Here is a 13,119-nt window from a genome sequence, read left to right as displayed (position 1 = left end):
CATAGGAGAGCTTTACATGAAACCGAAAATTTATATTACAAGAAAAATCGAAGACAGTGTCATAGAGAGGTTAGATAAGTATTGTGACATTTCGATCTGGGATCAAGAAGAGATCCCGGTTCCAAGAGATGTATTTATCGACGAAGTGAGTAAGATAGATGGCCTTTACTGTTTACTCACGGAAACAATCGATCAAGAAATAATAGCCTCAGCACCCCATTTAAAAGTGATTAGTAATATGGCTGTTGGTTTTAACAATATAGACATTGAAGAGGCTAAGAAACATAACATTATTGTCACCAACACGCCAGAAATACTAACTGAAACGACTGCTGATTTAACCTTTGCTTTGTTAATGGCAACTGCACGTCGCCTTGTCGAAGCGGTTGATTATATAGCAACCAACAAATGGTTAACTTGGTCACCGATGCAATTAACAGGAAGAGATATACATGGAGCTAGCTTAGGTATTATCGGGATGGGACGAATTGGATCTGCATTAGCTAGACGTGCAAAAGGATTTAATATGAACGTCCTTTACCATAATCGTAATCGGTCACTGGAACTTGAAAGAGAATTAGGTGTTCAATATGTAGAATTTGAAGAATTACTGAAAACTTCAGATTTTATATGTGTGATGGTTCCGTACAGTGAAGAAACAAAAAACCTAATTGCAGAAAGACAATTTCAATTAATGAAAGATACCTGCATTTTAGTTAATACGTCAAGAGGTGGAATTGTAAACGAAGATGCTCTCTATCATGCTTTAACTAATCACCAAATATGGGCAGCCGGTCTTGACGTTTTTGAAGAAGAGCCAATTGACAAATCAAATCGATTTGTTTCGTTACCTAATGTTATCACTCTACCACATATAGGGAGTGCAAGTATTGCAACACGTTTAAAAATGGAGGAAGTCGCAGCGGAAAATCTTCTAAGAGTACTACAGAATAAGCCCCCAATGTATAGAGTGATCTAAAATATTTCTGTTTGTTTGTGTAACGATTTCCAAAAACTGTTTGGAAGACAAAATTGTAACTGATACATTCTCTTTTACAACTGGTGATGGGTAGAAATGTTCCTTAAGTACCTAGTTGAGTTTTGGAAATCGTTTTATCACGGTGTTAATCGTCCGTAGACCCCCATTATGACGGACGCTAACACCCAGATAAGTTTCAATATTTATCAATGGGTGTCAAGCCCCACCCATTGATGGAAGTTTCACTTTAGTAAATAAAAAAGGAGCGGATATAAGATGAGTGAATTTAATCGAGAAGAAATATTGGAGTTGTACAAAGATTTACGTGTGACAGATGTACGTGACGGGATGGACTGGGTCGGTTTACATGGTTATGGAACGGTTGACCATAGTATTCGACCGTTATTCCGGACGAAAGTAGTCGGTATTGCAAGAACAGCACGTTATTTACCTTTTGAAGGACCGGTTCCCAATTTAACAGGAGATGCTTATACGAAATGGGTGAAATGGTATTACGGTGAAGTGTGTACGGATGAATGGGCGAACGACATCGAAGAAGGGGACTTCATTGTCATGGATGTAGCAGGTGTAGATGTAGGGATATTAGGCTCAAATAATACGTTAGATCATCTGCAAAAAGGAGTGAGAGGTTACTTAACTAATGGTGGCGGTATTCGCGACACGGATGAAGTGATCATGCAGAAGATTCCGGTATGGTCGAAGTTCGTCTCACAAGGAATGGACCAAACGAGAATTCGCTATTATGAGAAGGACATTCCAGTTGCTATCGGAGGAGTTGCGATCTATCCAAATGATGTGGTGGTAGCGGATGGTGATGGCGTAGTAGTGGTGCCGAGTAAGTACGCTAAAGAAGTAGCGAAATATGCACACCAAGAACTAACAGGTGATAAAGCAGGCCGAAGAAAATTATATGAAAAATTGGGTTGGCAATTAGACGATACCGTTCAGTGATAGTTTAATAAGTTTAAATTGTTTGGAGGTATTAATGATGAAAAAAGTAGGATTTGTTGGATTAGGAGCTATGGGATTACCGATGGCGCAGAACGTATTAAAACAAGGGTTTGAACTACATGTTGCGCAACATAGGAATCCGGAGCCTATAAGGACTCTTGAAAGTCAAGGTGCACAGGTTCATTCCAGTGTAGAAGGAGTATTACGAAACAGTGAAGTGGTTATTTCCATTCTGCCAACAGATAAAGAAATGAATGATGTACTACTTTCAGATGATGTCATAGATTCATTCCAAAAGAATGCTATTTTAATAGAAATGACCTCTGGATCACCTGATGCCATCAAAAAGCTTCATGCGGTCTATCAAGAACACGGAATACGAGTGTTAGATGCACCTGTTAGTGGTGGAACAGTTGGTGCGGAAAATGGTGCGCTAACGGTGATGGCCGGAGGTGAAACAGCGACATTAAATGAAGTAGAAGATGTCATAGATGCAATGGCGCAGAACGTGTATTTAGTTGGAGAAGTTGGTGCAGGTAATGCGATCAAGGCTATCAATCAAATGCTTGCAGGTATTCATATGATTGCCACTTCCGAAGCTATTAGTTTAGCAAAAGAACTAGAAGTTGATTCTGCCATGTTGAAAGAAGTAATTGGTAATAGTTCTGGAGCTTCGTGGATGTTGATGAATAAACTGGATTCAATTGTAAACGAACAATTTGAACCTGGTTTTAAGCTGAATTTAATGAAAAAAGACGTACAGATAGCTGTAGATGAAGGGAGAACTTCCGTATTACCTTTAGCATCCTTGGCATTACAGTTGTACAAATCATCCCAGCAAGAAAATAGTGAATTAGATTTTGCTGCAATTAGTAAAAGCATTATTCGATAAAGTAAGACTTTCATCAGCGAGGTTTTTAACTACATTTGGCTCAAGAAAATTTATCAGGGTACTATCGTCGTGCCATCACTTCTATTTCTTTGATTCTACTATGTCAGAAGAGGCGACCATCCGGACCGTGAGAAAAATTTAGCTTATGTTAAGCGAGGCTATGAAAGAAGGAGGTGATCGGAAAAGCCTGCCATTATTGCTCATTTATCAGTGTTGTTTGGTTAATGGTGATTAAAGAAAAAGGGGAGATAAAACAATGAAGAGAAATTTATTGTTGTTATCGATAATTGTGTTAGCATTTTTGCTGTTGGTAGGTTGCTCAAGTAATGAAGATGCCGGTGAAACGAATGAAGGTGAATCTAATGACAATAACTCAGGAAACACAAGTGAAAATGAGTCAGATGAGCAAATCGAGATAAGTTTTTCATGGTGGGGAGATACAGGACGTCATGATAAATATAATGAAATTATTGATTTATTTGAAGAAGAGTATCCAAATATAAAAGTGGATAGACAATTTGGAGGCTGGGAGGATTACTGGGATCGATTAACGACACAGGTGTCAGGTGGAAATGCTCCTGATGTTGTAAGTATGCATCAATTTTATGTGTCAGACTATGCTCGACGAGGTGCGCTGCATGTTTTGAATGATATGGTGGAAAGCGGTGAACTAGATTTATCAGATTTCCCAGAGGCTGCTCTAGATAGTGGAAAGGTTGGAGAAGACATTGTCATGGTAGCCAAAGGTATTACCATGCCGGGATATGTATATAATACAGCAGTCTTTGATGATCTAGGTGTCGATTATCCTGAATATGATTGGACTTGGGATGACTTTGTCGATAAAGCATATGAAATCAAGGAAGCAATCGGAGAAGATGGTTGGGCTGTTGAAGATGGAAGTGGTGGACAGTTACAACCAAGATTTAGATATTTTGCACGTCAAAGTGGCCAGGATGTTTTTACAGAAGACGGAAAATTAGGGTTTGATGAGCAAGTATTAACAGATTGGTGGACAATGTGGGATCAAATGAGACAGGATGGCGTGATTCCTGATGCGGCTACTAGTAACGAGTATGAAGGCTTACCATTAGAAGCAAATATGTTTGCAACGAAAAAAGTAGCATTACTAGGGTTGCCAGCAAATCAAATGTATTTATATGAAGAACAAATGGGTGAGGGTGAAATTAATATTGTGCGTCATGCTCATATTGAAGGTGGCCCAAATGGTGAATATATTGAAGGTGCCTATCTCAGTATTACAGAAGCTTCTCCTCATAAAGATGCGGCAGCAAAATTCATTGAGTTTTTTGTAAGTAATGATGAAGCAGTAAAAATATTCAAAACAGAACAAGGTCCTCCAGCTGGTACAGAGGCTTCTAATTTAGTTATGGAAGAACTTACACCACCTGAGCAAAGAGCAGTGGAACATATTCAAAATACGGTTGCATTAGCAGAACCTGCACCTTATGCTCCAGAAGGTATAAATGAAGTAGAAACGCTTTTTGCCGACAATGCCGAAGCAATTGCATTTGGGCAAAAGTCGGTAGAACAGGCTGTAACAGATTTCATGAATGAGGCAAAAAGTATATTAGGAGAATAATTCCAGTTGAAATGAAATCAAGTTTTAATGGATACCAATCAGATTCAATTAGGAAAAAGTAAAAATTACATTTTAGCAATCTTAATTGAATCTGATTCCTTTTAAGTAGTGTCAGTTTTTAATGACAATATTACGTTGTCAGTACAAAGTTTGTCCATAATAATCTCATACCTATATGTTTTAGACGTTCATTGTCATTTTAAACTATTCACTGGAGTAATAGATTTCAAACGATGAGGATTTCAAGATTATGAAAACACGAGTTATATCGCATAATCCCTCTATTTTTTAATTTAAGAATAAGGAGTATCCACTATGGGAAAATTCAAATTATTTTGGAAAAATAATGGGATAGGTTATCTGTTTTTAACACCTTGGATTATAGGGATATTAACATTAACTGCCATTCCAATGGGAGCATCTCTTTATTTTTCATTCACTAGCTACGATATGTTTAATGCCCCAACTTGGATAGGGTTTGATAATTACGTGTCTCTCTTCTCAGATCCAAAGTGGCTGCAAAGTGTAAAAGTAACAGTTATCTATGTTTGTTTAGGTGTCCCTTTACAGCTTGCATTTGCCTTATTTATAGCGGTTCTATTAAATAAAGGAATTGGTGGATTGAGAGTATACCGAGCGGTTTACTATGTCCCATCCTTATTTGGTGGAAGTGTAGCTATTGCAATTCTTTGGAGGCAAATTTTTGGTGGGAATGGTTTAGTTAATAATATTTTAGGCAAATTCGGATTGGAGGGGATAAACTGGATCTCCACTCCGAGTACGGCACTATACACATTGGTTATATTAATGGTTTGGCAATTCGGTGCTTCCATGGTGATTTTTCTTGCTGGGTTAAAGCAAGTCCCAATTGAACTTTATGAATCTGCGAAGATCGATGGTGCAGGATTAGTGAAGCAATTCTTTACGATTACATTACCTTTGATCACTCCTGTAGTCTTTTTTAACTTAGTGATGGGGATGATTGGAGCATTTCAAGCTTTTACTCCTGCATATATTGTTAGCGGTGGAACAGGTGGTCCATTAAATTCAACCTTATTTTATACTTTATATCTTTACCAGAAAGGATTTACCCAGTTTGCGATGGGATATGCATCAGCTATGGCTTGGGTTTTATTAATAGTAATTTCGATTGCAACCGCAATAGTTTTTGCTACATCGAAAAAGTGGGTATATTATCAAGGATAGAGGTGATGGAATATGGAAATTAGTGCTCGAGATGCACTAAAAGCCAAGAATCAATCCAAGCAAAAAAGAAAAATAAGTAAAACAATCATTCATTGTTTTGTTATCGTTTTGGGGTTGGTGATGCTTTATCCTTTGCTTTGGATGGTAAGTAGTTCTTTTAAGTATCCCTCTGAGATTTTTAACTCGGTATCATTTTTTCCCGCAGAATGGACATTCGATAATTACACACAGGGATGGGCAGGGGTATCTGGATACACGTTTGGATTATTTTTTAGCAATACCATGTTAATTGTTTTGTTAGCGATTATTGGGAATGTAGTCGCTTGTTCTATGGCAGCCTATGCTTTTGCAAAATTACAATTTAAATTTAAACCAATTCTATTTGCCTTAATGCTCGTAACCCTAATGCTACCTTTTCATGTTACGGTCATCCCTCAGTATATTATGTTTAATTATTTAGATTGGATAAATACGTATTATCCTCTTATATTACCAAAATTCTTTGCAGTGGAAGGTTTCTTTGTTTTTCTCATGGTGCAATTTATGAGAGGAATTCCAAACGAACTAGTGCAAGCAGCAGAGATAGATGGTAGTAGTAAAATCATGACTTACTGGTATTTAATCCTACCATTATCGATTCCAGCTTTGGTAACCACCATGATCTTTACATTTATCTGGACCTGGAATGATTTCTTCGGACAATTATTATACATTAGCGATATAAAATTGTATACTGTAGCACAGGGACTTAGAATGTTCCTGGACTCAGCTGGTGAGAGTGCTTGGGGACCAATGTTTGCCATGTCTACTTTATCTTTAATTCCTTTGTTCGGAGTGTTTATTTTTTTTCAAAAGTATTTAATTGAGGGTATTACAACTGGGGGTCTAAAAGGATAAGTTGTAGAATGGATGTAAAAGTAATAGAATATATAAAATTTTGGAAAATGGTGATAGCTATGAAAGTGACAATAGCTGATGTTGCGGAAAAAGCTGGGGTATCCAAAACTACTGTTTCAAGGATTTTAAACGGTAATTATGGTCATAACACTCCTGAAACAATTAAAACAGTTTTAAAAGTTGTAGAAGAATTAGAATATCGCCCCAATGCATTAGCAAAAGGCTTAAAGTCCATGAAAACAAATGTGATCGGCATCGTTTTATCTAATTTTCGAAATGAATTTTGGTTTAATGTATTAGAGGGTGTAGAAGATACTTGTAAGGATGAAGGATACAACTTGATGATATGCAACTCAGATGGTGATCCCGAACTTGAAGAGCAATATATCAAAGAATTTCAGATGAGACAAGTAGATGGAATCGTCATTAATCCAACTGTTAGAAATCAAGCGTTATATGAAAAACTAGTTCATGATAAATATCCGATGGTTGTCATTAATCGAAAAATAGAAGGTCTTCAGGCAAATAATGTAGTTGTGGATAATGTTAAAGGTGGCTATCTAGCAGTAAATCATCTGCTGGAAAACGGTCGTCAGTATATATTAGCGATTACGTATAAAAATGAAAATATTAGTACTTGGCAAGAAAGAATTAAAGGTTATAAAGAGGCTCTTATTTCTAATGGTTTAACGGAAGAATCTTTTCATATATTAGAGATCGAAAATTTAAGAAAAGCAAACAAACAAATTAAGCAATATTTATTAGAGAACCCAGTTATAGATGGAGTCTTTTCAACTAACAATATGTTAACGCTTGAATTAATAGAGGCATTAAAAAAACTAGGAAAAAAAGTACCTAGTGAAATGGGTATTGTAGGCTATGATGATACGATTTGGTCTAAGCATCTCGCTCCTCCGCTAACAACTATAAAACAGCCTTCCTATGATATTGGAAAAGAATCAGCTAAGCTTCTGATTAAAGAGATAAAGTCAAAAGAAATAGCAACTATTAAAAATATTATTTTTCAACCTGAGCTTGTAGTGAGAGAATCTTCAAAAGAAATAGAACAATAAGGAGGTGACAGCAAGGTGAAAATTGCTTTGGGAAGTGATCATTGTGGATTTCAATTAAAGAAGCGGATGATTCCTTTTCTGGAAAGTTTAGGATGTGAAATGGTTGATATAGGATGCTACTCAGAGGAACAAGTGGATTTTCCTGATATAGTTCAAAATGTAGCTAAAAAAATAGTAACAAAAGAATGTGATCGAGGAATTGTTTTTTGCGGTACCGGTATTGGAGCAGCTGTTGCAGGTAATAAGATAAAAGGGATACGGGCGGCTGTTTGTCATGATACTTATTCTGCACATCAATCCGTTGAACACGATAATGTAAATCTGATGTGTGTTGGCGGTAAAATAGTGTCAGAATGGTTAGCAGAAGATCTCATTGAGTCATTTATAAAAGCAAAATTTAGTGCTGATGAAGATTTTAGGAGAAGGGTAGCAAAACTAGATGAAATGGATAATTCATTTTCATAAGGAAAAAATGAATGGTTTACTAAATTTCTGACTGTTATTCACAAGACCACCGAGGCTTCATCAATAAGGTTCACAAAGGAAAATCGTCTATGAGGGAAATATCAATAATGGTAGTATTTGTTATTTGTATAGCATGACCGTTTCATCAGATCGATTGTGGAACAACAAGGAGTTACAGAAGAGTCGAATAAACCTAAAAACACCGTGAATTGACGGTGTTTTTCGTATTGTGTTTTTTTATGGCTCTAATAACTAGCATTATTTGATGAATTAATCTAATATGTTCTATAAACATACTTTAGGAAGTGTTTCATAATGAATAAAACGGAAGCGATTTCACAAGGTGGTCAAGTTTCATTTCGTACTCTTCTTTATTTTTTTGTTCCATTGGGTGTATCAGCAAGCTTAGTGACCATTTCACACGTTATTATAAACAGTACGCTGGCACGTGCTCCTGAACCAGCCATTGTCATTGCAAGTTATTCTGTAGCAATGAGTTTATTTGGTTTATTGGAACGTTGCGCAGTGATATTACGTCAAACTTGTTCGACATTAGTACGAGATAAGATCTCCTACAAATTAATGAAAAATGCTACATTTTATGTGTTGTCAGCTATTTTTTTAATTAGTCTAATCCTAGCATACTCTCCTTTAGGAAAAGGATTTTTTTCGGTTTTGCTTGGTGTAAGTGATCGAATGCTTGAACCAACAATAGAGGCTTACCGCGTGCTAATGTTCGTAACAATTTTTTCAGGTATTCGTTGTTTATATCAAGGTGTGATAATATCGAATTTAAAAACGAAATGGCTGACAATTGGAATGGTCATACGGCTCATTGTTATGGCCTTTTTAGCCTGGCTCTTACTCAAGAATGATTGGGTGAACCACGGTTATATAGGTGCTTATATCTTCTTGTCCGGGATGGCAATTGAAGCACTTGTCAGTGTTCTGGAAGGAAGACTGATTGTTAGGGAATTACCACAAAAAAAGGAAAAACATAGAGTTGTTCAACAATCACAGATCTTTCGTTTTTATAGCCCTTTAATGGTGGCATCATTAATTGCAGTAAGTGTCACACCAACGATAAACGCGGTACTTGGTTGGAGTACGAAAGCAGAAATTGCGATTGCTTCTTATGCTGTTGCTTTATCTGTTGTACATTTGTTAAATAGTATTGCTTCTTATATTCATCAAATTGTTATCAATTTTTATCAACAAGACCAACGATCTGTTATCCGCTTTACTGTTCTGATGAGTTTGATACCTAGCTTAATGTTAATGTTTATTGCTTATTCTCCTGTTGGTGTATGGGTTTTTCAACATATTATCGGAGTTTCAGGTGAGTTACTTGATCATAGTATTCTAGCATTACGCTTTTTTGTTCTTTTCACGCTTTGTTTTCCATGGATTGATTTTGCAAATGGTATACTCATGATAAGAAATGAAACAAAGGTGATGTCATTTTCACAAACTGGAAATGTGATAGTAGCGGTGGCTGCATTGTTTATCCTTATTTTTGTTTTTCCAAGTGGAGGAGGATCGATTGGAGCATTGGCGCAATCCATTGGCTTTTTGGCAGAACTAATTATTTTGTTATTATTTTTAAATGCTACTTCGAAAAAAACGAAGCGATTCAAATTTTTAAAAGGGTTTTCTAGAAGGAAGAAGGCGCATGCAAGTCAGTAATTTAATGCTTTTTTACCAATTCCTGCTGCATATATCCATGACAACGTAATGGAGCAAAAAGCCTAATTCCGTATCTTTAGCGTGAAATTAGGCTTAAGATCTTTTACAAATGTCGACTAGGAGAAAAATTTACACCTCTAATGAGACATTTGATAAATTTTTGATGTTTTTTTCACGTCCTGACCAAAGAGCATACCCTAACCATATTAGAGCGATTCCCATAGGTACCGCTAATAGCCGATCGAGTGGATGGGGGATGATTGCAGCAGCGAGTGTCACCACTGCAGCAATAGCAAGCAGGGCTGCCGCCAACCGTGGTAAGACATTAGCACGGAAAGTTGCGATCCCTAGCAAAAGGCCGCCAAGTGTATACAGTCCTCCTGCTATCGGTGCTAATGCAGGGAGCACTCCAAGATTAACCTCGCTTTCATTTCCGCCAAAGATCCCTAAGAAACCTGTCACATATTCCGGAGCATCGTTAGTGAGCATTGGTAATACAAAGGCTTCGATGAAACTAAATGCCGTCGAAGCTAACCAAAATAGGCTAAAGATTAAAAATCCAACTAAGCCAAGCCATCCGCTTTCTTCTACTTGTTTCGTATAGATCCCAATGATTCCAATTAAGTTAAAGATGGACATCGCAACTGTCAAGCAGGCAACCATTACCCAGGAGTCTGAGTTTACTGAAGATATATTATCTGCTGGGTGAATAAACTGAATGACGATGTATAAAATCCCTGCCAAAATAGCGAATAAGCCTGCCCAACGTATGAGACCCGTGTTTGTTACTTTAAATTTCCTTTCCTTATTATTGTTCATTTGTTTTACCTCCATCTTATTTTAATTATCAACAGATTTTTAAGATCTGATATGATAACAACTTACCATTACTAGATTATTTTTCCTTTCCATATTTTGCTGTAATGAACAAAACGATTCCGCCGGTGAATCACCAGCAGTAATCCAATAGTCACAGTGGTCTCATGACAGGCGTACCTTTTTCATGTGCCTTTTTCATCAATTCTTTGATGTATGGTCTAAGTCGACATTGATGATGTTGTTGGTGTTAGCTGCATGTGGAGATAGTGAAGAGGGAACACAACAAGAAACTGATGATGGGAAACAGGAGTTTTTATTATGGCATTAATATACTGGGTCAGAAGATGCATTAAAGGAAATTTTAGCGGATTATAATGAGTAACAAGATGAAGTAGAAGTAGTAGCTGAATATGTTCCGTTCGATGAAATGAATCGACAATTATCTGTAGGAACAGCAGAAGATACATTGCCTGTATAGTGATTGCCGATACTGTTAACAATGTGTCGATGGCGTCGATGGGAATTTTAGCTGATATAACAGCTTATGTAGAAGAATGGGGATACATTGATCTATACAGTAGGTAGTGTATTTGAAGGAATATTGAATCAGATGCTGCTTGATCTTCACTTGATAGAAGAACCAATCGGCTGGTTATCAAGTCTTGATATTGCTTTGTGGAGTGTCATTATAGCTAATATTTGGATCGGTATATCATTCAACATGTTATTGTTATCAACGGAATTAAGTAGTTTGCCGCAGGATGTAGATGAGAGTGCTAGCTTGGATGGAGCGAACTGGTGGCAGAAACTTGTGCATATAACATTACCATTATTAAAGCGGTTATCATGGTTGTATTATAATAGCCTATATTCCAATAAGAATGTGGGCTATTATTATCCCCTTTTTCAAAACTAAACAAAACCTATTTAATTTGTTTAGTTTTTGTTTGTGTTGACTTTTTTGTTTTTTTATACTATTTTAGGTGTAACATTTCCATTTTTATAGAGACATAAAGATCTTTTTGTAAACGAATTCATAAATTTCTATAATGGAGGAATGATTCATGAAAAAGCAAAAAGTGACAACAGGGTGGAAGGCTACTGTTGCGATAGCTATGGCGAATTATATTGAGGCTGGTGCGATTATCGCAGCTGCCAGTAGCCTTACACTTTGGCAAACCTATTTGGGAATCGACAGTGTTGGTGTTGGCTTGTTGAGTGCTTTAAGTGCAAATGCGCTTGGTGCAGCTATTGGTGCATTATTAGGAGGCTATATTACAGACAAATTCGGTCGGAAAATTGTATTTAACTATGATTTGCTTGTATATATGTTTGGTATATTACTGATTATGCTTTCAGTCAGTTTCCCAATGTTATTGATCGGTACTATTATTACAGGTGTAGCGGTTGGTGTAGCTGTACCAGTGTCTTGGACATATATCGCGGAAGAAGCACCGTCTAAACAAAGAGCAGCACGCGTAGGAGCAGCGCAATTAGCTTGGTCGATTGGTCCAATGATTACCTTTTTCTTAGCGGTTCTCGTAGAACCATTAGGGTTATTGGGCTCACGTCTGATCTTCTTCCACTTATTAATTGTGGCTTTCATTACTTGGTATTTAAGACGTGGATTACCAGAGTCTAAGATTTGGTCTGATGATAATGAAAAGAAAAAACAAGAAAGCAAAGATCAAAAGTTATTACAGAGTTCGTTGAAAGATTTATTTTCGCTAAAAGTGAATCGACAAGCTATTTTTCTATTAATTGGAATCTACTTGTTCTGGAATTTAACGGCTGGAGCAATGGGATATTTCATGCCATATATTTATGAAAATGTAGGCGGTTTAACGAATGGACAAGCTAACTTGTTGCAAGCCTTTTTATGGATGTTTACAGTGTTGACTACATTCTTTGGTTTCATGAAGTTGGCTGATAAGATAAGTCAACGATTCTTATTTGGTTTAGGTGCTACTATGGGTGTTGTAGCATGGTTGATTTTAACTTTTGTACCAATGAATTGGGTTTCTTTATTCCTTTTCGTAGTATTATGGGGATCAGCAGCAGGTATTGGAGCACAAGCCTTTTATGCATTGTGGACGAGTGAACTATTTATTACGCGTTATCGCGCCACGGCACAAGGGTTTATGTACTTTATTGTGCGAAGCGGAATTGCCCTTTGGTCTTTCGTTTTACCTATCATAATGGATACACTTAGCTTTACGGTTGCAGGAATTGTTATGATCGGTTTCTTAATCATCCATATGATAATTGGTGTTGCTCTAACACCAAAAACTCGTGGTAAGACACTAGAGCAAATTGAAGAAGAACGTTATGGAAATCGATCAAATCGGATATCTTCGGTTTCCAATCTTTAAGTAGTAAGTTGATCCACCTTTTTTTGGTTTATGAGGAAAGGTGGAATTTTTACTAGCTCGAAAATCCAATAAGGAAGAGTAAAGATTTGTAGAATAAACTAGGATAAACGACAAATCCAATTACGGTGAACAAATCTATTACTTTCAATAGCTTT

At 36.8% G+C, this 13,119-nt stretch carries 13 protein-coding genes; 12 read left to right on the top strand and 1 reads right to left on the bottom strand.

Annotated elements, in window-relative coordinates:
* Positions 1-16 precede the first annotated feature (16 nt).
* The 9 genes from D569_RS0101180 (at position 17) to D569_RS0101140 (ending at position 9,773) form a co-directional block, all read left to right on the top strand.
* Positions 17-979 carry a 2-hydroxyacid dehydrogenase gene (locus tag D569_RS0101180; RefSeq protein WP_018930561.1) on the top strand — a complete coding sequence of 321 codons (963 nt, stop codon included), beginning with the start codon at positions 17-19 and terminating at the stop codon, positions 977-979.
* Positions 980-1,255: 276 nt separating this feature from the next.
* On the top strand, positions 1,256-1,951 hold the full coding sequence (locus D569_RS0101175; protein WP_018930560.1) for an RraA family protein: 696 nt from the start codon (positions 1,256-1,258) through the stop codon (positions 1,949-1,951).
* A 34-nt stretch (positions 1,952-1,985) separates the two neighbouring features.
* Complete coding sequence (locus tag D569_RS0101170; RefSeq protein ID WP_156822846.1) at positions 1,986-2,843, top strand: NAD(P)-dependent oxidoreductase; 858 nt, start codon at positions 1,986-1,988, stop codon at positions 2,841-2,843.
* A gap of 256 nt (positions 2,844-3,099) precedes the next feature.
* The gene (locus D569_RS0101165; RefSeq protein ID WP_018930558.1) at positions 3,100-4,446 is read left to right on the top strand and encodes an ABC transporter substrate-binding protein; all 1,347 of its coding nucleotides are present in this window, start codon (positions 3,100-3,102) and stop codon (positions 4,444-4,446) included.
* 315 nt (positions 4,447-4,761) lie between these two features.
* Positions 4,762-5,652 (top strand): carbohydrate ABC transporter permease, encoded by an 891-nt coding sequence (locus D569_RS0101160; protein ID WP_018930557.1) that lies wholly within the window; start codon positions 4,762-4,764, stop codon positions 5,650-5,652.
* Between the two features lie 12 nt (positions 5,653-5,664).
* Entirely contained in the window at positions 5,665-6,549 is an 885-nt protein-coding gene (locus D569_RS0101155; protein ID WP_018930556.1) for a carbohydrate ABC transporter permease, read from the top strand.
* A gap of 8 nt (positions 6,550-6,557) precedes the next feature.
* Positions 6,558-7,622, top strand: coding sequence for a LacI family DNA-binding transcriptional regulator (locus D569_RS0101150; RefSeq protein WP_018930555.1), 1,065 nt, complete (start codon positions 6,558-6,560; stop codon positions 7,620-7,622).
* Between the two features lie 15 nt (positions 7,623-7,637).
* Complete coding sequence (locus D569_RS0101145) at positions 7,638-8,087, top strand: RpiB/LacA/LacB family sugar-phosphate isomerase (protein WP_018930554.1); 450 nt, start codon at positions 7,638-7,640, stop codon at positions 8,085-8,087.
* Between the two features lie 315 nt (positions 8,088-8,402).
* Positions 8,403-9,773, top strand: coding sequence for a hypothetical protein (locus D569_RS0101140; RefSeq protein ID WP_018930553.1), 1,371 nt, complete (start codon positions 8,403-8,405; stop codon positions 9,771-9,773).
* 129 nt (positions 9,774-9,902) lie between these two features.
* On the opposite strand, the gene D569_RS22285 is transcribed toward D569_RS0101140, so the two are convergent.
* Complete coding sequence (locus D569_RS22285; protein ID WP_018930552.1) at positions 9,903-10,592, bottom strand: hypothetical protein; 690 nt, start codon at positions 10,590-10,592, stop codon at positions 9,903-9,905.
* Positions 10,593-10,776: 184 nt separating this feature from the next.
* On the opposite strand from D569_RS22285, the gene D569_RS24210 reads away from it, so the two are divergent.
* The 3 genes from D569_RS24210 (at position 10,777) to D569_RS0101120 (ending at position 12,964) form a co-directional block, all read left to right on the top strand.
* Entirely contained in the window at positions 10,777-10,920 is a 144-nt protein-coding gene (locus D569_RS24210) for a hypothetical protein (protein WP_018930551.1), read from the top strand.
* A 237-nt stretch (positions 10,921-11,157) separates the two neighbouring features.
* A complete protein-coding gene (locus D569_RS0101125) occupies positions 11,158-11,508 on the top strand; it encodes a carbohydrate ABC transporter permease (protein ID WP_018930550.1) in 351 nt (116 codons plus the stop codon).
* Between the two features lie 148 nt (positions 11,509-11,656).
* Complete coding sequence (locus D569_RS0101120) at positions 11,657-12,964, top strand: MFS transporter (protein ID WP_018930549.1); 1,308 nt, start codon at positions 11,657-11,659, stop codon at positions 12,962-12,964.
* Positions 12,965-13,119 lie beyond the last annotated feature (155 nt).

It is taken from the genome of Gracilibacillus lacisalsi DSM 19029, assembly GCF_000377765.1.
Lineage (GTDB): Bacteria > Bacillota > Bacilli > Bacillales > Amphibacillaceae > Gracilibacillus > Gracilibacillus lacisalsi.
This window is presented reverse-complemented; position numbering and strand designations above follow the sequence as displayed.